Source organism: Colwellia sp. BRX8-7 (assembly GCF_014077275.1).
Taxonomy (GTDB): Bacteria; Pseudomonadota; Gammaproteobacteria; order Enterobacterales; family Alteromonadaceae; genus Colwellia_A.
In genome coordinates, this window is sequence record NZ_JACGVP010000002.1 from 73,158 (window position 1) to 99,552 (window position 26,395).

Annotated in this window: 20 protein-coding genes and 5 tRNA genes; 7 read left to right on the forward strand and 18 right to left on the reverse strand. The window is 38.3% G+C overall.

Annotated elements, in window-relative coordinates; all coding sequences use genetic code 11:
- Positions 1-6 precede the first annotated feature (6 nt).
- From H4J57_RS02485 to H4J57_RS02495, 3 genes are read right to left on the reverse strand one after another with little or no spacing between them, the layout of a single operon-like run.
- Entirely contained in the window at positions 7-1,848 is a 1,842-nt protein-coding gene (locus tag H4J57_RS02485) for a hypothetical protein (RefSeq protein WP_182241849.1), read from the reverse strand.
- 53 nt (positions 1,849-1,901) lie between these two features.
- Positions 1,902-2,885 carry a peptidyl-prolyl cis-trans isomerase gene (locus tag H4J57_RS02490; protein ID WP_182241850.1) on the reverse strand — a complete coding sequence of 328 codons (984 nt, stop codon included), beginning with the start codon at positions 2,883-2,885 and terminating at the stop codon, positions 1,902-1,904.
- The gene (locus tag H4J57_RS02495) at positions 2,882-3,031 is read right to left on the reverse strand and encodes a hypothetical protein (protein WP_182241851.1); all 150 of its coding nucleotides are present in this window, start codon (positions 3,029-3,031) and stop codon (positions 2,882-2,884) included. Before H4J57_RS02495 ends, H4J57_RS02490 begins: the two co-directional genes overlap by 4 nt.
- Positions 3,032-3,332: 301 nt before the next feature.
- Between H4J57_RS02495 and H4J57_RS02500 the strand changes: the two genes are divergently transcribed.
- Complete coding sequence (locus H4J57_RS02500; RefSeq protein ID WP_182241852.1) at positions 3,333-5,069, forward strand: HAMP domain-containing sensor histidine kinase; 1,737 nt, start codon at positions 3,333-3,335, stop codon at positions 5,067-5,069.
- Between the two features lie 12 nt (positions 5,070-5,081).
- Here H4J57_RS02500 and H4J57_RS02505 read toward each other — a convergent pair whose 3' ends face one another.
- Together H4J57_RS02505 and H4J57_RS02510 are read right to left on the reverse strand one after the other, a co-directional pair.
- The gene (locus H4J57_RS02505) at positions 5,082-5,696 is read right to left on the reverse strand and encodes a response regulator transcription factor (protein ID WP_182241853.1); all 615 of its coding nucleotides are present in this window, start codon (positions 5,694-5,696) and stop codon (positions 5,082-5,084) included.
- A gap of 1,012 nt (positions 5,697-6,708) precedes the next feature.
- Positions 6,709-7,896: a YbfB/YjiJ family MFS transporter gene (locus H4J57_RS02510; protein ID WP_182241854.1), complete on the reverse strand. Its 1,188-nt coding sequence runs from the start codon at positions 7,894-7,896 to the stop codon at positions 6,709-6,711.
- A gap of 386 nt (positions 7,897-8,282) precedes the next feature.
- Between H4J57_RS02510 and H4J57_RS02515 the strand changes: the two genes are divergently transcribed.
- A complete protein-coding gene (locus H4J57_RS02515; protein WP_182241855.1) occupies positions 8,283-9,056 on the forward strand; it encodes a sulfite exporter TauE/SafE family protein in 774 nt (257 codons plus the stop codon).
- A 202-nt stretch (positions 9,057-9,258) separates the two neighbouring features.
- Here the strand turns inward: H4J57_RS02515 and H4J57_RS02520 are convergent, their stop codons facing one another.
- From H4J57_RS02520 to H4J57_RS02530, 3 genes are all read right to left on the reverse strand, one after another.
- A complete protein-coding gene (locus tag H4J57_RS02520; protein WP_182214251.1) occupies positions 9,259-9,906 on the reverse strand; it encodes a DsbA family oxidoreductase in 648 nt (215 codons plus the stop codon).
- A 133-nt stretch (positions 9,907-10,039) separates the two neighbouring features.
- Positions 10,040-10,546, reverse strand: a complete 507-nt coding sequence (locus tag H4J57_RS02525) for a DUF6436 domain-containing protein (RefSeq protein WP_182241856.1) — start codon at positions 10,544-10,546, stop codon at positions 10,040-10,042.
- 4 nt (positions 10,547-10,550) lie between these two features.
- Entirely contained in the window at positions 10,551-12,017 is a 1,467-nt protein-coding gene (locus tag H4J57_RS02530) for a methyl-accepting chemotaxis protein (protein WP_182241857.1), read from the reverse strand.
- 380 nt (positions 12,018-12,397) lie between these two features.
- On the opposite strand from H4J57_RS02530, the gene H4J57_RS02535 reads away from it, so the two are divergent.
- Positions 12,398-12,871 carry a DUF2947 domain-containing protein gene (locus H4J57_RS02535; RefSeq protein WP_182241858.1) on the forward strand — a complete coding sequence of 158 codons (474 nt, stop codon included), beginning with the start codon at positions 12,398-12,400 and terminating at the stop codon, positions 12,869-12,871.
- Between the two features lie 27 nt (positions 12,872-12,898).
- Here H4J57_RS02535 and H4J57_RS02540 read toward each other — a convergent pair whose 3' ends face one another.
- From H4J57_RS02540 to H4J57_RS02550, 3 genes are all read right to left on the reverse strand, one after another.
- Positions 12,899-13,948 carry an AI-2E family transporter gene (locus tag H4J57_RS02540; protein ID WP_070377248.1) on the reverse strand — a complete coding sequence of 350 codons (1,050 nt, stop codon included), beginning with the start codon at positions 13,946-13,948 and terminating at the stop codon, positions 12,899-12,901.
- A gap of 105 nt (positions 13,949-14,053) precedes the next feature.
- Positions 14,054-16,627: an ABC transporter permease gene (locus H4J57_RS02545; RefSeq protein WP_182241859.1), complete on the reverse strand. Its 2,574-nt coding sequence runs from the start codon at positions 16,625-16,627 to the stop codon at positions 14,054-14,056.
- 2 nt (positions 16,628-16,629) lie between these two features.
- Positions 16,630-17,364, reverse strand: coding sequence for an ABC transporter ATP-binding protein (locus H4J57_RS02550; RefSeq protein ID WP_070376606.1), 735 nt, complete (start codon positions 17,362-17,364; stop codon positions 16,630-16,632).
- On the opposite strand from H4J57_RS02550, the gene H4J57_RS02555 reads away from it, so the two are divergent.
- Together H4J57_RS02555 and H4J57_RS02560 are read left to right on the forward strand one after the other, a co-directional pair.
- On the forward strand, positions 17,363-18,001 hold the full coding sequence (locus H4J57_RS02555; RefSeq protein ID WP_182241860.1) for an arylesterase: 639 nt from the start codon (positions 17,363-17,365) through the stop codon (positions 17,999-18,001). The two genes, H4J57_RS02550 and H4J57_RS02555, sit on opposite strands and share 2 nt — an antisense overlap.
- 1 nt (position 18,002) lies before the next feature.
- The gene (locus H4J57_RS02560) at positions 18,003-19,577 is read left to right on the forward strand and encodes a cation:proton antiporter family protein (RefSeq protein WP_182241861.1); all 1,575 of its coding nucleotides are present in this window, start codon (positions 18,003-18,005) and stop codon (positions 19,575-19,577) included.
- Positions 19,578-19,992: 415 nt separating this feature from the next.
- Here the strand turns inward: H4J57_RS02560 and H4J57_RS02565 are convergent.
- The 5 genes from H4J57_RS02565 to H4J57_RS02585 form a co-directional block, all read right to left on the reverse strand.
- Positions 19,993-20,068, reverse strand: a tRNA-Glu gene (locus H4J57_RS02565).
- 185 nt (positions 20,069-20,253) lie between these two features.
- Positions 20,254-20,329: transfer RNA gene (locus tag H4J57_RS02570), tRNA-Glu, on the reverse strand.
- 185 nt (positions 20,330-20,514) lie between these two features.
- Positions 20,515-20,590, reverse strand: a tRNA-Glu gene (locus tag H4J57_RS02575).
- 186 nt (positions 20,591-20,776) lie between these two features.
- Positions 20,777-20,852, reverse strand: a tRNA-Glu gene (locus H4J57_RS02580).
- 105 nt (positions 20,853-20,957) lie between these two features.
- A tRNA-Ala gene (locus H4J57_RS02585) sits at positions 20,958-21,033 on the reverse strand.
- A gap of 412 nt (positions 21,034-21,445) precedes the next feature.
- Between H4J57_RS02585 and yvcK the strand changes: the two genes are divergently transcribed.
- Positions 21,446-22,354 (forward strand): uridine diphosphate-N-acetylglucosamine-binding protein YvcK, encoded by a 909-nt coding sequence (gene yvcK, locus H4J57_RS02590; protein ID WP_182214237.1) that lies wholly within the window; start codon positions 21,446-21,448, stop codon positions 22,352-22,354.
- Positions 22,355-22,420: 66 nt separating this feature from the next.
- Here yvcK and dcd read toward each other — a convergent pair whose 3' ends face one another.
- Both dcd and apbC read right to left on the reverse strand, forming a co-directional pair.
- Positions 22,421-23,017, reverse strand: a complete 597-nt coding sequence (gene dcd / locus H4J57_RS02595; RefSeq protein ID WP_182241862.1) for a dCTP deaminase — start codon at positions 23,015-23,017, stop codon at positions 22,421-22,423.
- Positions 23,018-23,068: 51 nt separating this feature from the next.
- Positions 23,069-24,166 (reverse strand): iron-sulfur cluster carrier protein ApbC, encoded by a 1,098-nt coding sequence (gene apbC, locus H4J57_RS02600; protein WP_182241863.1) that lies wholly within the window; start codon positions 24,164-24,166, stop codon positions 23,069-23,071.
- Between the two features lie 105 nt (positions 24,167-24,271).
- Here apbC and metG point away from each other — a divergent pair, with 105 nt between their 5' ends.
- Positions 24,272-26,386, forward strand: coding sequence for a methionine--tRNA ligase (gene metG / locus H4J57_RS02605; RefSeq protein ID WP_182241864.1), 2,115 nt, complete (start codon positions 24,272-24,274; stop codon positions 26,384-26,386).
- Positions 26,387-26,395: the final 9 nt, after the last annotated feature.

Genomic DNA, 26,395 nt, shown 5'->3' on the forward strand with positions numbered 1-26,395 from the left:
GATGCCTTATTGGTTCAATTTATCAATTTGAGCGGCGTGTCGCAGCGTAAAGGTGCCTGCAGCAATAATGGGTAATTTGTGTAACCCATCAACCACTTCTCTATAAGTTCCACCTTTAGCGTCATAGCCTGCACCGAGTCCATTTTCGATAGTCTCAAAGGTAAATTCCATTTTTCGGTTCACGGCATAAGCTCTTGATACCACTTGGCCATCTATGGTTTTTTTACCATGCTGAGCATGATAAATATGACCAAAAGGGTTTGTTGGCGCTGTGGCAGCTAAATTCAGCTGAAAAGTTACATGGGTATCTAACGAGCCGCCCCCTTCCATGCCCATACTGGTGATTTCTGTGCCTGAATCATCCAAACCAAAATCATAGGCCATGGTGCTAACACGTTTACCAACGGCTTCGCCATCTCGTAAAACTATGCCGGTATAGTCGGCTATGAGTGAGTCATCGGTAAGTAAAACGTAATCACCCACAGTGCCATCAAGATTTTTTTTACGCATTTGAATCACATCTTTAAGTAAGCGCACTTGTGTGCCGTCGCGATGCATAATAATGCGAAACGAAAATTCAGCGGCAACCGGCGTTAATACGTTGCCGGCATCTTTTGTTATGGGTAGTCGATTATCATCGACACACAAAGCATAAGTTTGGGCCGGTATATTTGTAGTAGTGGTAACGGGTACACCGTCTACTAACACAGAGGATATTTCTTGATAGGCAGCAATATCGCAATCGTGCTTGTAATTCTGCACCTGCGAAACTTGGTTTATCGTTACTGTGCCTATCCACAAAGAATTGAGTTTGGGGGCAGAAGCGCTTACAGGTATTAACCAACGACTACCCGCACCACCAATAACTTCAAGGGTTTGACTAAAGTTTTCAGTGGTAAAATCGGCGCGTCGTACGCCCAAAGGAAAACGCAGTTCGCCACTGGCAGGAAGGGTTTTACTGAGACTTGCTGGCAAGGCCAACCATCGCTCTGCTGCAATTGGGTTATCGTTGGAGTAACGCAAGCCAAGCGCGTCGCCAATAAGGTGCAACTTAACATCTTGCTCAGCGTTCTGTCGATTATGTAAAATTGGTTTTAAGCGCGCTAGTGTAGAGCCGTATTCAAGCCGGTTTAGCTGCGGTAAATCAATATGCATGGGGCCGGTAAAATCACTGCCGCTTTGACTGAAAATCCAGTACGCTACATCAGGTTCAATCGGTGTAGTTAAAGGGTCAACCAACTGCCAGCTGTTGTTATTTAAACGGTAAATAGGCTGGCCATTATGTGCGGATGAGTTAGCTAAAAAATCGGAGAAAATAGGCGGGTTAGTAGGGTCAATATGAAAACCCGTTAAATTAAATGACCCTGCCACCCAATTTGCTTTCGGCACTACGGGTTTACCACTAATGGTCAAGGAGGCGTTAGCACTACCGGCCAGATTAACCAAGTAAGAACGGTTAGACGAAATAGCAAACAGGTTAGTTAAAAAAGACTGTTGTGCTTGCGGCGGAAAATAACGTAACCAACCAGCCGCACTTAATAGATTTTCCGGATCAGGGTCTTGAATAAAATCGATTTTTGATCGCTGCTCAAGCCAAGTCCACACGCTGTTTATTTGTGGGCCGGTTTCATCAACAAAATCTGCAAATACCGCCTGAGTTCCACCATCTTCAGGCTCTACCTGTACATATATAGCATTCCATCCTGGCACGAGCTCAATGGTTTGGGTACATTGCCCGCCTTCTACACAGCTGACAGTTGCCATTGATGAGCCACTGAAAAGTATACTGCTTAAGAATATTGCAAACGACACGCTAATACTGGCAAAAGGTGATATTGACTTAATCATTATTCGACTCCGAGTAAGAAGGTCTGGATTATTATTGTTGGATATAGCATCAGTTAGCCTTGTGGTAATAAAGGTGATGCTTGCATGTTTTTAGGTACCTGTGCTGCATTAGAAAGATCAATTCTTTGCATTGCTTGTTGATTAATAACGAGCGGTGCTGCCAACTCTTGCAGTGAAAGCAACCAATCAGATTCAACCTGTTTGCGTTTTTTCTTTGCTATTAAGTTATTAATATTGCCAGATACCTGCGCTAGCGATTTTTGATGTTCAGGCTTTATATCGATAAGTTTTAATAAATAAAAGCCATCAATGCCTTGTACTAATGGCGATAACTTAGCTTTATGGGTGAGTTGTGTGAGTGCTGTAGCAATAACAATATCAAATTGCCCTTGTTTGCCCGAAGTTAACCAACCCACATCACCACCACTGTAGCGTGAGGCTTGATGATCAGAATATTTCGCCGCTAGAGAGCCAAAACCATTTATCGAATCAGGTAAGGTTTTCGCTAAGCTATACACCTGTTCAGCTGTGGTTTTTACCGATGCGTATTTTTCTGCCGATGCTTGTGGGGATAGTGCCAACTGGATCATGGCAAAACGTGTCATTGCAGGTGTAGTGTATCTTACGATGTTGTCTTGATAATAAGCGGAAATTTCATCGTCAGTTACATTGACTTCATTAATAAGCTGGTCGAGTTGATTGTTTCTAAGCTTTGCCACCATAAGGTTCTCAAAGGCGGCTATAATTTTAGGGTCAGTATTATAACCAGCGCGCATTGCTGCAATTACTTGTACTTCACGAGCAATCATTTCATTGAGTACGAGTTGTTTTTGTTGCTCGCTGGCCATCTGTTGTCGTATACCACCACTACGTGACTTGAGACGCTCAATGAGATCTACTACAGAAATATTTCTATTTGAAATGCTTGCTACTAGCGTTTTATCTAGAACTAGAATTTCTTTTTCTACAAGCGGCTCTTGAAAAAAATATGCCAGTAGAGCAACTAAGCAAAATGCCAATATCACTAGCACTTTCATACATTGCCCCAAGAGACATTCACTCGAATGTTAATAACCATTGAAGAAAGCAGTACACAAGTGGCCATCCATAACTTAGTTGAACTGAAGTCAGGCTTATAAGGAAAACTTATCGTTGGAGGAGAAGATATTTCTGAAGTTTTCATGGTAATAGTCCGTTATATTCGATTGATGCTTTATAGCGAAAAATCTATGTTATTTATCCGAGCACACATTGGCCTTATGCACCTATAATACGCTTGCCCTTACCAGCGTATAAGTCCCCATAGGTCTACCTACCACAGACTAAAGTCTGTAGTTACATCCTATCTAACTGAAAATCATGATATTTACACTTTATTGGAATTTAGGAAGTAAGATGGACGAATCAATTGAAATACTGCATGATAAACATACTAATATATTCACCATTTACTCGCGGTACCTAGAACACTCAAAGGGAATATTTTGCAATTAGTTAAAGACGAACACATTCAAGATAAAATTCACGCTGAACAAATTAAAATAATGCACAGTTCTATTCCTTTAATTTTGTTTACTAATTTTGTCGTTGTTTTGGCACTGTCTTATGGTTTTTCAGATGTCGTTTCGCAGACTTCACTTAAAATTTGTTTAGGGCTAATGTTTGTTATGGTGGCTGTTAGAGCTGGCTTGTACTTCAACTATAAAGATAAATTTGATTCAAAAGACTTAAGGCCTTTAGCATTATCTCTCATTATAGGTAGCGGGTTAGCTGGAGTACTTTGGGCGACGCTTAGCCTTCTTTATTTACCTGCAGACAATCAAATATACCAAATTTTTCTTTTGGGAGGTTTAATGGTTATGGCAGGAGGTTCTGCCTTCACATTTAGTATTTATTTGCCGTGCTACTTTGCTTATATTCCTGCTACGTTACTGCCAATAACCCTTCAATTTTTCATCATTGGTGATAAATTTCATAATACCCTGGGCATTATTTCTGTTACATACTTCTTAGTGCTAACGCTATTTAACATAAAAATTAATAAACATTTCAAGGCAACATTAGCACTAAGATTTGAAAACCTCTTTCTTATTGAACAACTCAAAGAACAAAAAGAAGAAGCAGAGCGAGCTAATAAAGCTAAATCTAAGTTTCTTGCTGCAGCCAGTCATGATCTTCGTCAACCACTCTATGCATTAGGATTATTTACCTCGGTACTAGATGAAACAATCAAGTTCCCAAAAGTTAAACGCGTTGTTGAACAAATTAATTCATCAGTAACGGCCCTTACCAATCTTTTTGACAAGTTACTTGATATATCTCAACTTGATGCTGGTGTGGTTATAGTAAATAAACAAGACTTTGCATTGAGTGATATCTTTGACAAGTTAACTAAGGAATTTTCCAGAGAGGCGCAAGAAAACAATATAGAGTTTATATGGCCCACTGAATATCCAGCCGTTCACAGTGAGCCTGATTTACTTGAACGTATTCTTAGAAATTATTTGTCTAATGCCATTAAATATACCTGTGAAGGTTGCGTGGAAGTTATTTGCGAAGCGCGTAACGGGAAAGTTTACATTCGAATCTCAGACACAGGTATAGGAATGACTGAAGAGACACTTGAAGAAATTTATGAAGAATTTTATCAGGTGAGTAATCCTGAAAGGGATCGGCAAAAAGGCTTAGGGCTCGGTTTATCTATCATTAAAAGAACTGCCGACTTACTTAATCATGAAATTTCAGTAACCTCCGAAATAGGAAAAGGTTCAATTTTTTCAATTGTTGTTACGCAAGCAGTAATGATGAGTAAAGCAAATTCCGAAGTAAGCAATATATGCGAACAAATTCAACCGACAAATAAACTCGTACTAGTTATTGATGATGAAGAGAGCATCCGTGAAGGGCTCACATGTATGCTAGAACTTTGGGGATATCAGGTAATAGCTGCGGTCGATACTACTGTTGCGATACACCAACTTCAAGAAAACAATCAAAGTCCAGACGTTATTATTTCTGATTACCGGTTAAAAGAAAATAGAACAGGCATTGATGCTATTAAAGCGCTTCACGAGAAATATGGCAAGGATATCCCTGCGCTATTAATCACAGGTGATATGATGCAAGAACGATTAATAGAAATAAAAGACAGTGGGTTACTAGTGTTATTTAAACCCGTTCCAGCGATGAAACTTAGATCATTTTTAAGTAGTATAAAATGACCAAAACGCGCGTTATTTAAACAGCTCTAGTTTTTGTATCATAAGTGCAGCTTCGGTTCTATTACTTACGCCAAGACGTTTAAAAATAGACGTGGCATGCATTTTAATCGTTGCTTCAGCAATACCAATTTCTAACGCTATTTTCTTATTAGAATGTCCTTTCATCATCATATTGACAACTTCTTGCTGTCGAGGAGTGAGTGTTTCCTGTGTATTCTGATTATTATTTTTTCGTAAAGTCATCGATGATGGAATGTATATTTCACCTGAAATAATCAAACGAAGTGCATTTAACATCACTTTACTGGTTGTGTCTTTTGGAATAAAACCTAAAGCGCCACCATCAAGTGCTCGGTTTAAGTCACTTTGTTGTTTCGATGCTGATAAAACGACTGCTGAAACAAGTGGGAAATTTTTTCTACAATAGCTTAAAAGGACAAAACCGTCTTTATCCGGCATGGAGAGATCCAACAAAATCATATCAAGATCCGGATGACTGTTTAAATATATAATCGCTTCATCATAATTACTCGCTTCTAAAATAGTTAGGTCATTTTCAAGCCCATTAAGCACGTATACTAACCCTTCACGAAATAGCGCATGGTCGTCGACGACAAGAATCTTCATTTAGTATTCCTTAAATTGACTAGAAAGCTCTTTACGACCACTACAGACCAGGTGGATAGATATTATGTGAACATTGATAATGTTAGTAACTCTCTTAGTTTGGACCAACAGTTATTGTAAAGAATAAATAGATTTAGCAATCTTATAGTAAACTACTATAAGATTAATATTAATACCTTATAATAGTATCTTAACGTGCACCAGAAACGTAAAGTTTTAAATAATCAAAATTGATATTGGGTTAAAAGAGCCTCAAGCAAAAAATTGAGCCTAAATTTACTCCTAAAGTCTGTGGTCATTCACATAACAATTAGTAAACAGTGCTTGTTCAAACATTTTCTGTATTCAAGGTAGTTGATAGTTAGGTTTATAACCATGAGCGACCTATTATTGGAATTGGTGGTATTCCCCCCTACGAAAAAACTTAAACTTATACCACTAAAGCTGAGTATCATCATGGAATTACAATGAATTCAGGCGATTTTTCTAGCCTAATCAAAACCACAATAAACATCACTGCAATACAGTTAAACTAGAGTTAATAACCTAAATCGCTTTGTGCCCCGAAGCGCCATAGAATTTAATACCTAAAATTATATTAATCTAATATCCGCTTTGGTATTTTCTAATCAAATTAGAATTTTTGACTTTATAGATTCCTGATGAAATTTAGAACAATTCTATTATCTAACGCAGGGCTGATTTTCATCTGTTCAAATGTCGCTAGATAAGCCAAGGCTAAAGTCAGCTATCGTATCTAAGAAGACCTTAAGTTTTTCAACTCGTTATGTAAAGCGCACAAAGTGATCCTATATATTTTGGTTGAATCTCAAGTATTATGACTGAAAAGTCATTTTTTCAAAAAAGCCACCTTAACTGCATCCCTTTAAAAAACCACCAACCGTAAATGAGACTAATATCAATCGTTATGCGCAGTAACACTTGATAATAAACTTACCGTTAACCTACAATGCGCTTTATCTGTGCCTGCAGATAAAGCATAAACTAAAACCTACAGCATGGTTTGATTGGCTTCTTTGAAGTTTAGCTTGGCATAAGTCAATAACAAAATACCACCCGCAACGATAATAGCCGTTAAATATAAGGCATAGTTATAAGTGGTAAATTGTTCAATAAGTGCCACACAATACAAGGGGGCAATAATTTGGCCAAGGCCGTAAGCTGATGTGATTGCGCCCATAATAAAGACCGGGTTTTTATTGGACAGCTGGCCAGCAAAATTCATAAACAAAGCAACTAAACCTATAAATGTTGCGCCAAAAAACAAACCACTAATAAGGTTCATAATAATATTATTCGAAAAAGTAGGAATTAAAATACCAACAATCTGCAACAACATAGCGGCCATCATGATATTAATACTGCCAAAGCGATGTGCTAAACGCATCCATATAATACAAGAAGGGATGCCAGCAACACCAACGGCTAACCATACATAGCCGCCATATCCTGCTAATCCGTCTAATGAATTGACGATATCAGGCAGAAATGTTGCTTGTACCACCATACCGATACCTTCGGTAAAGTAAGCCAAAATTAAGACAATAACCATAGGTGAAAAAAGCGTTTTATCAAATTTGTGTTTCACCACTTCACTGCTTGGTTGTCTATCAAACCTTAAGATATAAGCCGAATAGCAAGATAAAAAAGCGCCAAGGATAGCGAGTACTAGCCATGCATCTTTCCAATCGCCACCAAAATAAAATACCGCTCTCATAACTAAATCAGTAATGACAATTGAAAAACCTAAACCGCTAAAGTGGATACCCATCGCCTTAGTCTTATTGGTGGCTTTTAGCTTTAACATAACAACAGCAGAGCCAACAACGAGCGCCATTGCCGCACCAAATCCCGCTAATAATCGCGCAATTATCCATAGAGTATTATTTTCGGTAATGCCTAAAACAAAAGAAGAAAGCACACAAAGGCACAAACCAAATCTAAAATACCTAACCTTGGCATGTATATCTTTAATAAAAATAGAAAAAACAGAGCCCATCAAATAGCCAAGATAATTGATTGAGGCAAGCACACCAGCGAAGGCGATGCTGATTGACTCCTCTAGCATAGTCGGTAATAGCGACGTAAAAACAAAACGAGCGACACCTACCCCAACCACAAGGGCTAAGATACCTGCTAATAAAATTGAGTGGTTACTGTCTCGGTGAAATTGTAGCATATTTGTCCAAAAAACATTTCTTCGCTATATCTTACACTGTATAACTAAAGGGGTAGATAGGTAAATCACCAATAATGATAAATGCTATACAAGATAATCATATAAATAATAATGACCAGAGACTTTATCTTTATAGATTATTTGGCACAAAAAAAATGAGTGCCAAGGCAATGATAATATTTAGTGCTATGAACAATTTTTCACGTAGGTAAATATTATCTCAATGTGCAACGTAATAGCCCCTTTCTATATAGCTTTACAGCGCTATCCCCCCCTTTATAACCCCCTTTAACTTTTAGATTATCAGTAAACTATATGTTGCTATTGGACTCAATTTAAATATGTTATCGTCTAGCTAATTTAATCGCTCAGGTTTATTATTTTTAATGTCATTTGAATTGATTTTTCTGTTCTTTGCCGGTTTTTTTGGTGGTGTGCTTAACTCAGTTGCTGGTGGCGGTAGCTTTATTACCTTCCCCGCACTTATTTTTGTTGGCCTTCCTCCCATTATCGCAAATGCGACCAACACTTTTGCCTCATGTGCCGGCTATATGAGCGGTACTTATGCTTTTCGAAAAGAGATTGCTGCTAATAAAGCTCAACTGCCACTCATTATAACAATCAGCGTGATCGGTGGTATTATCGGTGCATGGTTATTACTAAAAACACCTGAAGTGCTGTTTCGTGAAGCTATCCCTTGGTTACTGTTATTTGCGAGTGTATTGTTTGTTTTTGGCGGCAAGATTAATGCTGGACTTAAAAAATTGGCAGCCAATCACCAACATGCCTCATCAATAGGTAGTTTATTACTGATCATTGTTCTGTTAGGTATCGCTATTTATGGTGGTTTTTTTAATGCCGGTTTAGGCATAATTACCCTTAGCTATCTGGCATTAGCTGGTCACACTAATATCAATACAATGAATGGCTTAAAGCTATTGATATCCTCAGCAGTATCAATAATTGCTATCACAGTGTTTATTTACAATGATGTGATTGCCTGGTATCAAGGAACTATTGTGCTGTGTGGCACATTAGCTGGAGGTTATATTGCTGCAAATGTTTCACGCAAATTGCCACAAGCTAAGGTCAGGTATTTTGTTATTTTCGCGAGTATTATAACCACTCTGTATTTCTTTTATGATAGTTATGCGAACTAACGTTTAGATAAGCTTTCGCCGCGCAACAGCTAGTGATATTAATGAGACGGTAAGTTAAGTGGCAGCGTTTATTGGTTAAAAATGTAACCTAAGCGCATTCGAATAAGAACCTTGTAAAACTAATAGCAGCTTATGTAAGACCGATTAAATCCACTTAAATACCATTTGAACGTTGATTTATAAAGAGTTGTGAGAACGTTTCTTAACTTTCTTTAGCTATTTCACGTAATGCTTGTTCAAAAACATCCGCTGGCTGACCACCACTGATCAAATGCTTATCATTGACTATCACGGCAGGCACTGAGCTTATGCCCATTGATTGATAATGGCGTTGCAAAGTACGCACCTCTTCTTCGTATTCATCAGACGCTAATATTTGTTGAGCCTTTTCTTTATCTAAACCAACACTTTGCGCTACATCGAGTAGCTTTTGATGATCACTGGGATCGCCACTCTCTTTAAAATATAGATCAAACAAGGCGAGTTTAAGTTCAGTCTGCTTATTATATTCTTTTGCCCAATGAAGCAGCCGATGTGCATCAAATGTATTATATATTCGACCACCACCACGGTTACCAAATTCATAACCAAGCGCTAAACCTCGTTGCTTGATCATCAGTCTATTTTGCTCACTTTGTTCAACACTAATGCCGTATTTTTCGGTAATGTGTTCGGTAATATCCTGACCTTCTTTTGGCATATCAGGATTGAGCTCAAACGGTTGCCAGGTGATATCAACTGAAATATCATCCGCAAGTTTGGTTAATGCTTGATTTAAAGACTGGTAACCAATAATACACCAAGGGCAGGAAACGTCGGAGACAATGTCTAATTTAAGGTGTTTACTCATATTTTTTCACTTGAAATTTGTTGGTAAAATAACTTAAATTATTTGCAGCGTTTAAGCCGAGTAAAAAATAAGCTAAGTAAAGAAAAATAACCATGACAATAAATGGTTAGCGATAGATTAACATAAAGTAGTTTTATACATTGCAATAACAACCTTTCGCTTCTTTAACAACAAGATTAGCGGCATAACCTTTTAAGTAGTTATTTAACATAGTCTGGGCATAGCCTGACGTTTGCGAGCAAGCTAAACCTTGCCCATAAGGACCAAAATAGACAACTTCACCTGATTCATCTATTAATGCTACAGAGGGCGTGGAGGGAATAGTATTGTGCTCATTAATGACAACATTTTTTATTAAAAAATCATTAGCACCCGCCAGTTTATTGAGGTCTTTAATATGTTTTTCACTGTACTGTTGGCATTCACAACTCGGTGTAGAGAAATGGAGTAGTGTTTTTTGACCCGTCATATTGGCCAGCTTGGCATAAGGTAACAAATAACCAGATAGCTCCTGACTTCCTACACCCGCTAACTTATTACTCTCATCAAACTCGACAAGCCTATCTTTTATCAGGTAACCAAATGCAGATAGCGTAAAAGCTATCCAAACGGTAAGTACTCCCCACTGAAGTTTTGACATTAGTTTACTTAAAACGAGCAATATTAAGTGCCATTGCATTCGAGGTAACACTAACACTATCGGCCTCTAAAGCTAATGCTTGGACTCTTTCTCTGTCGACTAAAGCTGTATCTCTTAGCGTTTCAGCACTTTTTGCTATATCTGCGGTGGTTACAGATTGCTGCTCAACCGCTGCGGCGACATTAATCGATATAGCACTGGCATGCTCGACAAGTGCTGACGCTTGAGCTATTTGTTTTTGAGCTTTATCAGCACTTTCAATGACTGATTGCACAATTCCAATACTATGGGTCATTGAGTCTGTTGTTAATTTAGAGTAACTTTTTAACAGGGAAAGCGTTTGACCTATTTTATCAGTACTTTCTTTAGTGCGAGTTGCTAAAGCACGGACTTCATCGGCAACAACAGCAAAACCTCGACCTTGCTCTCCTGCTCTTGCTGCTTCTATTGCCGCGTTTAACGCTAATAAATTTGTTTGCTCAGCAATACCACTTATTTCAGATAATACCTTCGAAATAGCTTCTGTAGAGTTAGCAAGATCGTTCACTTGTTCACTGGTCTTTTCAAGTGCAGATGTTAAATTTTTGTTTTGATTATTAATGCTAATAATTTCTTTATTAGATGCCTTCGTAAAATCAGTAGCTTCTTTCATTTGATCACTTAACTGGGTCGTTTCTTGCGCGATAGATGCTACTGTCACTGCCATTTCTTCTGCCGATGTCGCAATCACTTCAGTTTCTTGTTGACGCTGTGCTGTCGAGCTTTCAAGTTCTTCTTTGGTTCTATTTAAATTTTGTGAGTTAGCATTTAATTCGACAACTTGCTCTTTTACCCCTTGAATAACCTTTGATAATAAATCTAATAATTCATTAAAAGACAATAAGGTTCTATTATTATTGGCCCTCACCTTGATGCTCAAGTCAATCGCATTGACATCAACCGTTAATGAAGTCGCCACTAACGATAATTCTTTACCCGTTTCACTTTCTACTTTCATAGAATGTGCTATGTAGCCAGCAATAATAGACTCAGTAATAGCATAAACAGCATGTATTATCACGGTTGAGAAGAGCAATCTATCTTCGTCAAAGATATAAACACCCGTATCATTTACTTGTAAGTAGTAAAAAGAAAAATGGTGTACGGCAACAACAAGTATAGCGGTAATGAAGACCCGCCAATCTTGAAAAATAATTAAAAATGCTAAAAGGATAAAAATTTCAAAATGCACTTCAATTAAGCCCTGTGCTTGATGAATATGCAAGGCTGCAAATATCATTACTGCGAGCGCTGAAACATGACCGGAGATAGCACCATCTCCAGCTGTTTTATAGAAGTATATCGGCACAAGTAATGCGGGTAGACCAATGATAAATACAGATAGGTATGAGTCGTAGATGAAAGCCAAGAGCAAACTTTCAGCAAATAAAATACATAAAAGGTATGTAAATAGTGTGTTGTTTTTATTCATTTTCATCCCGTTATACAGACATAATTAACATCAACTTTACTATTGTTAAAGTTCGATATATTAGGGGTAAATTGCTATCATCGCAAATAAAACCTAACCCTTTAAGTCCCTGTAAATCGCGCTTTAAATCAAGATACCATAACTTTAGTTCAATAAAATTGACAAATCAATATCATAAATATTTAAGTCAGTTAATTTAATAGCTGTTTGTTTAGTTAGATAATGTCTAAGCGGTTAAATATTTATAAAAATATGTTTTATTTAGCTTGGCTATACAGGCGATATAAAAAATAACCCAGGTTCAAGATAAAAAACTCAATCATAATGGTGTATCATCAGCTTACTTCTGCTTATAACATTAAAAAAACACTAGTGAATTCATGAATTATATTCCTTTAGATGACCTTAAAAATGCTTGGGTTTTTAGACATAAAAGCCTGCCGATCGATGATAAAGATAAAACAAAAATAAAACCTATGGTTCAAGCACGAGCACAAGTTGTTTGGGATACCTTTATTAGTCGACAAGTTGACCATCCTGATTTTTTCAAAAAGGGTGATTGGCCATTTGAAGAAACGACTTGGCAGAAAACATTGGCTTGGGAAAGTATTTGGGACAGTGAACAAGCAGAATTGCCTGCAGAAGTTGTTGGTCATTTAGCGTGGGACAATAATACCGTGGTTTATTTTTGTAGTGCAAAAAACAATGTTATTGAAACAACTTGGGCTGTTTTCCAACGTTGTTGGAAAAACTTTCTTTTTATGGATGATGGACCACTTCTTATCGGCAAAAAGCGTAAAGAAGCGGTGCAATTTTTATCTAATGGTCAATGTAAGCTTGGTTTAAAAAAGTAAAGACAAATACGCCAATTAAATTTAGGCTTAGCGCTTAACATGTTCAAGTTCGTTAATATCGTCTTCACCTGACAATAGTACAGCAAACCAACGACCTTCTTCTGCGTTCTCTAAGCCTATTTTAATGATCATGGTTAACGGCACCGAAAGTAACATCCCCACTGAGCCGAGTAACCATCCCCAAAAGATTAATGACAGAAAAATCACTAGGGTTGACAACCCTAAGCCTTTTCCTAAATAACGAGGTTCAACAATATTTCCCATCACCATATTAATAGTGATATAGCCTAAACCGATAAGGCCGGCCTCAGGCAAACTCAATTGTAATACGGCCAGTGACATCGCCGGAACCGCTGCGATAATAGAGCCAATATTAGGAATATAATTAAGCAGGAAAGCAAGCACTCCCCAAAGCAAATAAAAGTCTAAACCAAAGGCCCAGAGCATTATTGAAACTATAATACCGGTAGCAATACTCACTAAGGTTTTAATCGCTAAATAGTTATTTACCGAGGTAAGAAAACGGTCTATTTGCTTTAAGCGCATTTCGGGATCTGCTAAGGCAAAATGTAACTTCTTAGGTAAAGACGAGGCTTCAAAAAGCATAAAAATAACCGTGATGATAATAAGAAATAAATTGGCCATCACACTGCCTAATCCGCTAAGCATATCGGCTGCTAAGCCCATGGCTGCAGCGGGGTCAAAATACTCCATTAATAACGCTGACGATATAATAATATTTTTATCGGCTAACTGCTCAGTTATCCAAATAAACTGTACTCTTAATTGTTCGCGATATTCAGGTAGTTTGAGGGATAGTTCAGTGAGTGATTTTCCAACTAAACCCGCAAGAGATAAAGCAACAATAACGAACAAGGCTATGACTAAAAGTACCGCTATTACTTTTGGTATTTTATAACGGCTAGCGCGGGCAATAAGCGGGTTACAAATAATAGCGATAAAAACAGAAAGTAAAAAAGGTACTAAAATATTAGCAGCCGTTTTTATCCCTGCAAAAACAATAAACAGTGCTGCGGTTACTACCAGCATTTTTACTGCTCCGCCTGATTTTTCCATTAATCCCATAGTGTTAACTTTATCATTTAAAAAACCTTACTATACCTGAAACTTAAATCTAGTGTTAATAAACTTAAGTTTCGATTGTTAACAAGCAAGCACGGTTTACATTGTTCGACGGATCAAGGTCAAACTTGACATATTCAATAATCGCCAACAACTTAGCATGCCCATGATACCAACAAATCCAGCGCCAGCAGCGATACCCACTAACCAGTAATCAAAATGAAAGCTCGCCGACATTTCAAAGACTTGCGTTTGCAAGAAAAATACCGCTATTTCCATCGCAATACTCGCCATTAACCCCGCAACAGCGCCAAGTGCAACAAACTCAAACAACACACTATTTCTCAGTAGTGAACCTTTTGCACCTAAGGTACGCAATATCGCTAACTCTCGCTCACGCTCCTCCATACTTGCTTGCACTTGTGCAACCAACACTAAACTACCCGCTAAAATAACTAACACTAAAATAAGTTCAATCGCGATTGAAACTTGCTCTATCATGCTGGTCAGTTGTTTCATTATTGCACCAAAATCCATAATTGAGATGGTAGGATATTGGCTTAAAAAGCGATAAACTTCATTTTTTTGCTGGTCTGATATCATCCACGCCGAAATAGAAGTGGACTCTATATCGATAACGGCAGCTTCATTGAAAATCATAATAAAATTTAACTGTCGACTCTTCCAGTTAACGTCGCGAATACTAGTAACCGGCACGGTAAATTCGTCAGTACCAATAGTAAAAGTGAGCTCATCGCCGAGTTTAACATCTAAACGTTCAGCCATACCTTTTTCCATAGAGACTTGCGGTAAAGTATCCTCTATTTGCCACCATTGCCCTTCGATAACTTCATTGGTCAAAGGTAATTGCTCTTGCCATGTTAAGCTTAATTCACGGCCAGCACCTTTTCGCTCTTTTGGCTTTTCTTTATTCTCTACCTTGGGTTTGTCTGTGTCGGTCGTTGCTGAATCTTTTTTCTCATCTTCGTCAATTTTGACTGTTTTTTCACCATTGATCGCTGATAAACGTCCTCGAAAAATAGGATAAAACCCCTGATTATCAAGATTGAACTGCTCGGTAAAAGCTTGCAGTGGTGCAACTTCTTCATTGGCAATATTAAGTAAATAATGATTAGGCGTGTTTTCTGGGAATTGTGCTTGCCACTCATCAATAATTGAACTTTTCATTACCGTTATTAGCAATAATAACTGAATAGCGATAGTAAAACTGACTAATTGCACACTATTTTCATTGGCGCGGCGCTTTAAGTTTGCTAAAGCCAGATGCCAAGCTTTGCCGGCTTTAGCGCCAGCACTTCGCCCTGCCCCCATGATTAATCGCCCTAAAAGCAATAAAACACCAGAAACTAATATACCACCTAACAACAATGACAAACTCATAACGAGATCGCGACTAAATAACATCAGTAACGCAAAGAGTGCCAGTAGCGGGATCACTTGATGCCAACCAAACCTTGGTAATTCATTTTTGCTAAAACCGCGAATAACATCGAGTGGTTTTGTTGAAATTAATTGAGTAATAGGATGAATGGCAAAGGCAACCGCACAAAGCACTCCCGTTATTACAGCAGTGATAAATGGTTTAAACGTTAGTTGGCTTTCATCTAATGACAAGTAGCTCTCTATAGCATTCACACCCGCGAGCATCAGCATATAACCAGCAACAAGCCCTACTATGATACTTATTAAGCTCAGTAAACCCCAGTGCAGCATATACAATTTTTTTACGTGTGATGTTGAAGCGCCTAACGCTTTAAATACTGCAACCATAGGTTGATGACGTTGCCCATATCGTCGACTGGCGACCGCAACAGCGACAGCAGCAAGCACAATACCTAACATACTGGCTAACGATAAAAACTTCTCTGAGCTGTCTAAGACCTTTGATAGACGATTTTTTGCTGATTTAGCATCGTACCAATTTTGAGTTTCATTGAGTTGTGGCTTTATCCAGGTTTCAAATGTTTCAATATCGTCACGCTCTCCCGCAAACATATATTGATAATAAACGCGACTGCCGGGCTTTATCAACTGAGTTTTCTCAATATCTTTAATATTAAGAAATATAGTGGGTCCGGCAACAAACATACGGTATGAACGGTCAGGAATTTCTACAATAACACCGGCAACAGTCAGCGGGAGAACCCCGACTTCTATTGTGCCACCAATTTTAACATCTAGACGGCTAAGAATACTTTCTTCAACATAAGCCGTTCCTTGTTTTGGCGCGCCAACCGAGCTGGGTATTTCTTGATCTAGCGACGTTTTAACAAGAAGCTCGCCGCGCAAAGGATACTTTTCAGAAACAACATCAAGTTCAGATAACAGCATGTTATCACCTGAAAACACCATAGAATCGAGTAATATTTTCGAAGCGACATTGAGCGATAAACTATCACTTTTATCAAGATATTCGGTCGGTATTACTCGGTTAGAGCCCAGCACACGATCAGCTGCTATGGTGTTAGCGCTGTTGGTGATGATAGCTTGCTTAATTTGCTCTGAAAAACCCGTTAATGAAAATACGGTACCGACAGCGAGAACAATCGCTAAAAATATAATGGTTAAGTCACCGCGGCGAAACTCATGATGTAACAGTCGTAATGATTGTTTAACCCAAGTCTTTGATGGTTTTACCCTTAATTCAGTCATCGTTAACCTACTTTCATATGAGCAGGAAGTTCATCTTGATTGGCGTTGTTGAGATTAACCTCTTGTAAAACGCCGCTGTCCATTTCAACTTGACGTTGACAGCGCTGGGCTAATTTTGGATCGTGAGTGACCAATATTAAGGTGGTGCCATGTTTTTCATTTAATTGAAAAAGTAAATCGGCGATATGAACGCCTGTTTTGGTATCTAAATTGCCCGTAGGTTCATCGGCGAATAATACGTCGGGCTTGGTAATAAAAGCGCGAGCAATAGCGACCCGTTGTTGTTCACCACCCGATAATTGTGACGGATAGTGTTCAGCACGTTCACCAAGACCTACAGCTTCAAGTAACGCCAGTCCTTGTTGTTTTGCATCAGGTAAATTTGCTAATTCAGCCGGCAACATAACATTCTCAAGTGCGGTTAAACTGCTAATTAATAAAAATTGCTGGAAGATAAATCCAACGTGATCTGCTCGTACTTGACTACGTTGCTCTTCATTAAACTGGTGCAATGGGTGGTTTTTAAGATAAACTTCACCTGATGTAGGTAAATCTAAGCCCGCTAAAATAGCTAACAAGGTTGTTTTTCCTGAGCCTGATGAACCTACTATTGCTAATGTTTCACCTGTATTCACCGTTAGGTCAACAGGTTGAAGTAGATCAAGAGTTTTCTCTTCTAACTGCACAGACTTAGTTAACGCACTTACTTTTAATATGGCTTCGGAATTTGACTTCATGAATAAACATCCCATTTATATTTTGTTTTTAAGCTTAATAGCTTTAATTTCTATATCTTTTTCGACATTGGCTAACCCTTCAGCCAAGCATTCTATTTTACTACTAGGTGATAGTGTTAGTGCAAGCTATGGAATGAAAGAAAACCAAGGCTGGGTTCACCTGCTAAATACACAATTTACTACGCAAAAAAGTCCTTATAAGATCACTAATGCTAGCATTAGTGGTGAGACTACAACAGGCGGTTTATCAAGGTTACCTGGGATATTAGCCAAAGAAAAAGTTGACCATTTAGTGATAGAACTTGGTGGCAATGATGGCCTTAGAGGCTACTCACCAAAGAAAATTAAAAATAATTTGTTACAAATGATAAAGCTCGCTCAAGATAAAAACATTCCAGTGTCACTCTATCAAATCAAAATCACCCCAAATTATGGGCCTCGTTATAATAAAATGTTCGAACAAGTATTTATTGATGTTGCCGCTGAAACTAACATTAACTTGTTACCTTTTTTTGTTGAGCCATTAGTCACCGACGCCAGTTTAATGCAAAAAGATGGCATTCACCCAAATGTTAAAGCTCAGCCAATTATTGCTGAATTTGTTGCTAGTCAGTTTACAGAAATCATGGAAGAATAATATGGATTTTATTTGGATTCTATTTGCCTTTGGTTGTGGGATGGCAGCAAAGTCATTTTCATTACCACCATCAATTGGTTATCTCTTTGCAGGGTTTTTACTAAATTTTCTCGGTTTTCAAGCCGACGACAGTATCAATACATTAGCAAACCTAGGCATCACCTTAATGTTATTTACTATTGGCTTAAAACTCAATGTTAAAGACTTATTAAAAAAAGAAGTTTGGTTAGGTAGTTTGTCTCATAGTGTCACTTGGGTGTTAATCGGTGCTTTGCTGCTAAAATTACTCGCCCTTGCTGCTATTAGTTACTTTACTGACTTGTCTTTCTACACCTTAGGGTTAATTATTTTTGCCTTGAGCTTTAGTAGTACGGTTTGTGTCGTTAAGCTGATGGAAGATCACGGCGAAATGCGCACGCGCCACGGTAAATTAGCCGTGGGAATTTTAGTGATACAAGATATTGTCGCGGTAATATTTTTAGTGGTGGCGACCGGTAAGTCTCCAACATTATGGGCTTTACTGTTGTTGAGTGCCTTTTTTATAAAGCCGTTAATCAATAAACTTATTGACCAAGTAGGTCACGGTGAGCTTATTCCGCTAACCGGATTTTTCTTAGCCTTTGGTGCCTATGAACTTTTCGAGTTAGTGAGCATTAAAGGTGATTTAGGCGCCCTGCTCGTCGGGATGTATTTGGCTTCGCACAGTAAAGCCAGTGAAATTAATAAATCATTGATGGGCTTTAAAGATCTCTTTTTAATTGGTTTTTTCTTATCTATTGGCTTTACCGCATTACCCACAGTAGAAATGCTTGCGATGGCAGGCCTACTAACTTTACTTATCCCTGTAAAATTTTTCTTATTCTTTTTCTTATTCACACAATTTAAATTACGTGGCAGAACCTCTTATTTAACGGCACTAGCATTAAGCAATTTTAGTGAGTTTGGTTTGATCATCGCTTCGCTATCAACAAAAAATGGTTGGTTAACAAATGATTGGTTGGTCATTTTGTCCTTGGCCGTTTCCTTATCGTTTATTATTACTAATATCACTTATAACTTTGCTCATCGGATTTTCACCCGACATAAATTGTTTATTTGTAAATACGAAAGAAAAAGTAAACTCAGCGAAGATAACTTTATACAACCTTGTGATGCACCGATTGTTGTAATTGGTATGGGTCGCGTTGGTATGGGTGCTTATAAAGCTTTAGACAGCCAGGCTACGGGTCAAGTATGGGGATTAGATGCCGACCAAGGTAAGATCGCTTGGTTGAATGATAATAACGTGCAAGCATTTTGTGGTGACGCGGAAAATATTGATTTTTGGGAAAATATAGAAATAGAGAAACTAGAGTTAATCTTGCTCGCTTTGCCAAAAATTCAAGATATTAAAAATATAACCTTACAATTAAGACATGCAAATTATCGGGGTCAAATAGCGGCTATTGCTCGGTTTGATGATGAGCGCCAAGAAATTGAAACCTTTGGCGTAGATAAAGTGTTTAACTTCTATACTGAGGCTGGCGTTGGTTTTGCTGAGGAAAGCTTAGCGATGATCAAACCGAATAAGCAGTAATATAAAGACTTGAACCAGTAATCAGGTCACTAAAGATTGATTGCTAATAAGTAACAGATCATCCTGTTACTTTGCTTTTACTATCGCCTTTAGGCTGCTCAGTAAACTAATAAGATTGTCAGATGGTGAACCCAGCAACTAAAGATCACTGGGTTTGCTCGACGATGTTCGATAAAATAGTGATACCACGACGTAAAAGCTAAAGCACCTTAGCTGACAAACTCGAAAAAGGTGATCCTAAGTCACTTTGTATGTTGCAGGCTTAGCAATGTAACACTAGATTGCTTAAAATAGACTTAAGGTAATATTCTTATGGAAACATCAAATTTCAGGCATAAAAAAACCGACAATAAGTCGGTTTTTTTATATCACTTATAGCACTGACTCTTTAGTAACTCGTTACATAAAAAATAAGTGGCATCCCTAAGGGGATTCGAACCCCTGTTACCGCCGTGAAAGGGCGGTGTCCTAGGCCTCTAGACGATAGGGACACTAAAACTATTGAGTAAGTAAACATTGAATAAACAAGGTTTAGCTACTTAGAAAAGCATCAAACAAGATTTTCATCTTGCTTTTATGATTGAAACATTCTTCAATCAAAGGAAACAACAAGACCTAGTTTGTTATACCCTTTTTACCTATTTATTAACTTCCAATAAAGGAAATAAAAAATAAGTGGCATCCCTAAGGGGATTCGAACCCCTGTTACCGCCGTGAAAGGGCGGTGTCCTAGGCCTCTAGACGATAGGGACACTAAAACTATTGAGTAAATGAACATTGAATAAACAAGGTTCAACTACTTAGAAAAGCATCAAACAAGATTTTTATCTCGCTTTTATGATTGAAACGTTCTTCAATCAAAGGAAACAACAAGACCTAGTTTGTTATACCCTTTTTACCTATTTATTAACTTCCAATAAAGAAAATAAAAAATAAGTGGCATCCCTAAGGGGATTCGAACCCCTGTTACCGCCGTGAAAGGGCGGTGTCCTAGGCCTCTAGACGATAGGGACACTAAAACTATTGAGTAACTGAATATTGAATAAACAATTTTCAATTACTTAGAAAAGCATCGGACAAGATTTACACCTTGTTTTTATCATTGAAAAAATTCTTCAATCAAAGGAGATAACAAGACCTAGTTTGTTATACCCTGTTTACTTATTTAATTACTGCCAATATGGCGATAAAAAAATAAGTGGCATCCCTAAGGGGATTCGAACCCCTGTTACCGCCGTGAAAGGGCGGTGTCCTAGGCCTCTAGACGATAGGGACACAAATACTATCGTGAAAAGTAAACTTTTCTATTTTAAGTGATAAAAAACACTTAAAACCAATATTATTTAAATAAAGATTAACTTAATTAAATAACTTAAAACTTGGTGGAGCTATGCGGGATCGAACCGCAGACCTCTTCGCTGCCAGCGAAGCGCTCTCCCAGCTGAGCTATAGCCCCGCTACAAATTAATAACATGGCCTAATATGCTATAAATTCATTGCCTAACAAATGATTAATCACTCGTTGAAAGCGAGGCGCATTCTAAGCACCCGTCCTAAAACTGTCAACTATTATTTTAGATAAAAAGGTGTTTTTTGCAAAGTTTTTAGTTAAGTGTTTACTTAAACATCAACTTGACTATTTTTTGTTTAATCAGTGATTTATCAATATCAACTTTTCGAAAGCGCTTTTATTTATCTGCAATTAAGCGATGTCACTAATGTTAAACGATTATTTATCTACAAGGTGCTATTTTTTCCCTAATTTCAAAAAATACATCTAGGCAAGCTCAATGAAATAAGGGTTTATAGTTTCTTTATGACAAAATTGGGGTTAAAGTTGTACTAAGATATAATAATAAGAATTTTTCATGCAGCTAGAAAAGCTAAATGTTGTCGCTATTGGTGGCGGACACGGTTTAGGTCGTGTGTTATCTACCCTCTCTTTTTTAAAAAAGCAGTTAACGGGTATAGTAACCACAACCGATAATGGAGGCTCTACTGGCCGCTTACGCAGGCGCAGTAGTTCTATTGCTTGGGGTGATCTACGTAATTGCTTAACATTGCTTGTTGATGAGGACTCTGTTGGCAGCCAGTTATTTGACTTTAGATTTGATGGGCAAGATGAACTGGGTGGTCACAATCTAGGTAATCTTATTTTATATGCCTTGGGGAAATTGCAATCTCGGCCACTTGATTCGATAAAGCTTGTCAGACGTTTATTAGGGGTTAGAACGCCTTTATATCCGATGTCAGAGACACCAACCGATCTAATGGCCTTCTACCCTAAGGGACGTTGTAAAATAGGTGAACTCTCGGTTGATAAAATGCCGATAATGCCAGAAAAATTATTATTGGCCCCGTTGGTTAAAACCTTGCCTTTGTGTATTGAGTCAATAAGGTCTGCTGATTTGATTATTTTAGGCCCTGGGAGCTTTCTTACCAGCGTTATTCCACCCTTGTTAGTGCGAGATATTACTAAAGCGATTCAGGCAAGCTCAGCTCATTGTGTGTTTATTGAGAACTTAGCTCCAGAAGACAGTCCTGCCGCAGCATTATCATTAGATGAGAAACTTAATTGGATCAAAGAAAATATTGGCTGCTTACCTATTGATAGTGTTATTTGTCAAAATGAAACGGTTACATCTACTATTTTGCCCGTTATTCATTGCGACCTTTCTAATGGTTCAGACAGTCATAACCATGATAAAGAGAAACTGTTACAGGCATTAAAACTTTGCATAAGTGGTATTGATAAACAAAATAGTATTTCTGCCTAGTTTCTAGACTGCTGATAAAAAGCCGTAAAATGATCATTCATTTTACGGCTTTTTAGTTTTTAGTTTTTAGTTTTTAGAAGCTTCGTCTTGACTAATACGGCTAGCAACAGCACCTGTTTGATTTTTATATTTTGCATCTTCACGTTTATTATAAGGACGTGCAGCGCTTGAAGACATAGTTTCAAAGTTTAGTGCCGCTATCTTCATTTTAGGGCGAAGTGCCAAGGGAAGCTTACCACTATTATAAAACTCTAAAACAATCTGCCCAGACCAACCAGGATCGATGCGATGTGCGGTAACATGGACCATTAAGCCCAAGCGCGCTAATGATGAACGACCATCCAACCAACCAACGATATTATCAGGTAGAGTGACCGACTCATAGGTAACCGCTAGCGCTAATTCACCTGGATGTAAAAAGAAAGCCTCACCATCAGCGATAACAATTTCTTCACTCATCACTGAGTCCATCGCTTTTTGCATTTCAGCCTTGGGACCACTTAAGTCGATATAAGGTGCGGTATGATCTTGAAAAACGCGAAATTCGTTACCTAAACGAATATCAACACTTACCCCTGAAATCATACTGCTATCGGGTGCAGGGGTAATAATAATTTCACCTCTTTCAAGCGATGTTTCTATGTCTTTGTCGGACAATCTCATGTTAGTTCTTCTTACGTTATTACTTTAAGGTTAGGGAATTAGCTATAAAGGCTAATCTTCAATCAATAGTTTTGCGGTATTTGGACTGCGTGAATCCAACTGCAGATATAACTGTGCAGCGATAGTTCGCGCTATCTTACGGTATTGCTCACTGATGTTACTAGTGTTATCTGTTAATAATGGCGAAACCCCTTGGTCTGCATCGCGACGAATACTGACATCAAGCGGCAGTTGTCCTAAAAGTTGCGTATCATATTTATTGGCAACCCGTTGACCTCCACCTTCACCAAACAAGTGTGATTGATGACCACAATTTTCGCATTGGTGATAACTCATATTTTCAATAATACCGAGCACAGGTACTTTTACTTGTTCAAACATCGCAATACCCTTTATCGCGTCAGCCAGTGCTATATCTTGTGGTGTGGTAATAACCACAGAAGCTGCCACGGGTACTTGTTGTGATAACGTTAATTGAATATCACCGGTGCCTGGGGGCATATCAACAATTAAATAATCTATACCTTGCCAATCAGTTTCGTTAAGTAATTGACTAAAAGCTCTGCTTGCCATTGGGCCTCGCCAAACAGTTGCATCATCTTCATCGACTAAAAAACCCAGCGACATTGCGCTTAAACCATTAGCATTTATTGGCGTGAGTAACTTACCATCATCAGAGCTAGGCTTTGCTCCTTTTAAACCCAGTAATGTAGGAACTGATGGGCCATAAATGTCAGCGTCTAAAATGCCAACCGAGGCTCCTTCTGCGATTAACGCATAAGCAAGATTAACTGCTGTCGTCGACTTCCCTACTCCACCTTTTCCAGAGGCAATAGCAATAATATTCTTTATACCTAAGAGTTCATGGCGGCGAACCGGCTTAACATTGTACTTAACATCAAAACGAACGGTCTGCTTAACTTCTTTAGTAAGCATTTCAGTTAATAATTGTATTTCACTATTGCAAGGGAAAGGTAAAGACAATTTAATGACAATATCATTACCTTTTTCTAAGGTAACTTCAGGGTCAATATCAGGATATAGAATTCCTTGAGGAAAATTTTCACTGCGATAACGATTTAAGCTATCAACAAGCGTTTGTTTAGCGTCACTGGGGAGTGTTTTTGACGAAAATATCTTTGAGAACATTTTAAAAGGCACTTTATCGCGTTTAGGCAATAATTATTAATGAAAAGTAATTACAAATTCTGTACCATTCCCCTCATAATTACCACCAATAAATGTAAACTTTATATGTCGTTATCAGAGTCATCATCAACTGCTAAAAATAAACGTAAAATTCTTGTAACTTGTGCGCTGCCTTATGCCAATGGCTCTATTCATTTAGGTCATTTACTTGAACATATTCAGACCGATATTTGGGTGCGTTTTCAACGTATGCGCGGCCATGAAACTTATTTTGTTTGTGCTGATGATGCCCATGGCACGCCTATTATGCTTAAAGCGCATGAGTTAGAGGTAACACCTGAAGAAATGATCAATGGTGTCCGTGAAGAGCATATGAGCGACTTTGCAGACTTTCATATTAGTTTTGATAACTATCATTCAACGCATAGTCCAGAGAATGAAGCGTTTGCTCACGAAATTTATAATCGTTTGCATGCTAAAGGTCATATAAAAACCAGAGTCATCTCTCAACTATACGACCCAGAAAAAGGGATGTTTTTACCTGACCGTTTTGTCAAGGGTACTTGTCCTAAGTGTCAGGCAGTGGATCAAAACGGCGATAGCTGTGACGAGTGTGGCGCGACGTATTCGCCAACTGAAGTGCTAAACCCTCGTTCAGTTGTTTCTGGCGCAACGCCAGTATTAAAAGATTCAGAGCACTACTTCTTTGACTTGCCTGCTTTTAGTGAGATGTTGCAAGATTGGACACGAAGTGGCGCATTGCAAGATGAAATGGCTAATAAGTTAGCTGAATGGTTTGAGTCTGGTTTACAACAATGGGATATAAGCCGTGACGCTCCTTATTTTGGCTTTGAAATACCCAATGCTCCGGGCAAATACTTTTATGTCTGGCTAGACGCTCCTATAGGTTACATGGGCAGTTTCAAAAACTTATGTGATAAAACCGGTATCGATTTTGATGCATTTTGGGCGCTTGACTCAGAAGCTGAACTCTACCATTTTATTGGCAAAGACATTATATATTTTCATAGTTTATTCTGGCCAGCTATGCTCGAAGGTGCAGGTTTTAGAAAACCAACGGCAGTGCATGCTCATGGTTTTGTTACTGTTAATGGCGCAAAAATGTCTAAGTCGAAAGGCACTTTTATTAAAGGTCGTACTTATTTAGATCATTTAAACCCTGAATATTTACGTTATTACTATGCGGCTAAATTAACCCATAAAATTGATGATTTAGATTTAAATCTTGAAGATTTTGCGCAACGAGTTAATTCAGACTTAGTGGGTAAAGTGGTTAATATTGCCTCACGTTGTGCCAGTTTTATCACTAAACGCTTTGATGGTATGTTGTCAGAAAACATTGACAACCCAGCTCTCGCTGAAGAGGTCATGGCGGCAGGTGACTCTATTGCCGCTCACTATGAAGCGCGTGATTTTGCCCGTGGTATGCGTGAAATAATGGCATTGGCCGACAAAGTTAACGAATATATAGCCGTAAAAGAACCATGGCAGTTAGTGAAAGATGAAACTAAGCAGCAAGAAGTGCAAGACATCTGTTCGCTAGGTATCAATATGTTTCGTACCTTAATGATTTATTTAAAGCCGGTATTACCCGTATTAGCCGATAGCACCGCGACGTTTTTAAATGATGAATTAACCTGGGAAGGACATAAGAAATTATTGACGAGCCACAAGATCAATAAATTTAAAGCCTTACTACAGCGTGTCGACATGGATAAAGTTAACGCAATGACAGATGCATCGAAAGACAATTTACTTGTTAAAGATGACGCTGAAAAACCGGTAAAAAAAGCTAAAAAAGAAAAAATCGTCGATAATAGTGCGGCTCTTAATGATCCATTAGGGTGTGATCCTATTAGCGAAGAAATTCAATTTGACGATTTTGCTAAAATTGATTTGCGTATAGTAAAAATCATTAATGCCGAGCATGTAGAAAAAGCTGATAAACTGTTACGTTTGACCCTTGCTCTTGATTCAAAAGAAGGTGGTGAAACACGCCAAGTGTTTGCCGGTATAAAGTCAGCGTATCAACCAGAAGATTTAATTGGTAAACATACCGTGATGGTTGCTAATTTGGCGCCAAGAAAAATGCGTTTTGGTATGTCTGAAGGCATGGTGCTTGCGGCAGGCCCTGGTGGTAAAGATTTATGGATATTAAATCCTGACGACGGTGCACAACCGGGTATGCGGGTGAAATAACACCCCTCA

Excerpts from the sequence above, each read along its gene's own strand:
- metG (WP_182241864.1), top strand. The coding sequence starts at position 24,272 with ATGTCGTTATCAGAGTCATCATCAACTGCTAAAAATAAACGTAAAATT.
- H4J57_RS02485 (WP_182241849.1), bottom strand. The coding sequence starts at position 1,848 with ATGATTAAGTCAATATCACCTTTTGCCAGTATTAGCGTGTCGTTTGCA.
- H4J57_RS02505 (WP_182241853.1), bottom strand. The coding sequence starts at position 5,696 with ATGAAGATTCTTGTCGTCGACGACCATGCGCTATTTCGTGAAGGGTTA.
- H4J57_RS02560 (WP_182241861.1), top strand. The coding sequence starts at position 18,003 with ATGGATTTTATTTGGATTCTATTTGCCTTTGGTTGTGGGATGGCAGCA.
- H4J57_RS02510 (WP_182241854.1), bottom strand. The coding sequence starts at position 7,896 with ATGCTACAATTTCACCGAGACAGTAACCACTCAATTTTATTAGCAGGT.
- H4J57_RS02555 (WP_182241860.1), top strand. The coding sequence starts at position 17,363 with ATGAATAAACATCCCATTTATATTTTGTTTTTAAGCTTAATAGCTTTA.
- H4J57_RS02525 (WP_182241856.1), bottom strand. The coding sequence starts at position 10,546 with ATGTCAAAACTTCAGTGGGGAGTACTTACCGTTTGGATAGCTTTTACG.
- H4J57_RS02495 (WP_182241851.1), bottom strand. The coding sequence starts at position 3,031 with ATGAAAACTTCAGAAATATCTTCTCCTCCAACGATAAGTTTTCCTTAT.
- dcd (WP_182241862.1), bottom strand. The coding sequence starts at position 23,017 with ATGAGATTGTCCGACAAAGACATAGAAACATCGCTTGAAAGAGGTGAA.
- apbC (WP_182241863.1), bottom strand. The coding sequence starts at position 24,166 with ATGTTCTCAAAGATATTTTCGTCAAAAACACTCCCCAGTGACGCTAAA.
- H4J57_RS02530 (WP_182241857.1), bottom strand. The coding sequence starts at position 12,017 with ATGAATAAAAACAACACACTATTTACATACCTTTTATGTATTTTATTT.
- H4J57_RS02515 (WP_182241855.1), top strand. The coding sequence starts at position 8,283 with ATGTCATTTGAATTGATTTTTCTGTTCTTTGCCGGTTTTTTTGGTGGT.
- H4J57_RS02550 (WP_070376606.1), bottom strand. The coding sequence starts at position 17,364 with ATGAAGTCAAATTCCGAAGCCATATTAAAAGTAAGTGCGTTAACTAAG.
- H4J57_RS02490 (WP_182241850.1), bottom strand. The coding sequence starts at position 2,885 with ATGAAAGTGCTAGTGATATTGGCATTTTGCTTAGTTGCTCTACTGGCA.
- H4J57_RS02535 (WP_182241858.1), top strand. The coding sequence starts at position 12,398 with ATGAATTATATTCCTTTAGATGACCTTAAAAATGCTTGGGTTTTTAGA.
- H4J57_RS02540 (WP_070377248.1), bottom strand. The coding sequence starts at position 13,948 with ATGGAAAAATCAGGCGGAGCAGTAAAAATGCTGGTAGTAACCGCAGCA.
- H4J57_RS02520 (WP_182214251.1), bottom strand. The coding sequence starts at position 9,906 with ATGAGTAAACACCTTAAATTAGACATTGTCTCCGACGTTTCCTGCCCT.
- H4J57_RS02545 (WP_182241859.1), bottom strand. The coding sequence starts at position 16,627 with ATGACTGAATTAAGGGTAAAACCATCAAAGACTTGGGTTAAACAATCA.
- yvcK (WP_182214237.1), top strand. The coding sequence starts at position 21,446 with ATGCAGCTAGAAAAGCTAAATGTTGTCGCTATTGGTGGCGGACACGGT.